At 68.8% G+C, this 276-nt stretch carries 1 pseudogene; it reads right to left on the reverse strand.

The annotated features are described in order from the left end of the window. Positions 1-276 (reverse strand): annotated as a pseudogene (locus tag AX685_RS08165) (NAD-dependent DNA ligase LigA); the annotation flags it as partial.

Consider the following 276-nt stretch of genomic DNA (forward strand, 5'->3'; position numbering starts at 1 on the left):
TTTCAGGAAGCGGCGGACGCGCGCGACGAATTCCTCGACCTCCGCATCCGAAAAGGCGTTGTCGAGGCTCATCATCGGGCGCGCGTGCGCGATCTTGGCAAGGTGTGCGGCGGGCGCGGCGCCGACCTGCCGGCTGGGCGAATCGGCGCGGACCAGATGCGGGAAGGCCGCCTCCAGCGCATTGTTGCGGCGGACCAGCGCGTCGTAATCGGCGTCGCTGATCTCGGGCGCGTCATCGGTGTGATAGGCGCGATTGTGGTGCGCGATCTCGGCGGC

Source organism: Sphingomonas sp. CCH9-F2 (genome assembly GCF_001556735.1).
Taxonomy (GTDB): domain Bacteria; phylum Pseudomonadota; class Alphaproteobacteria; order Sphingomonadales; family Sphingomonadaceae; genus Sphingomonas; species Sphingomonas ginsenosidimutans.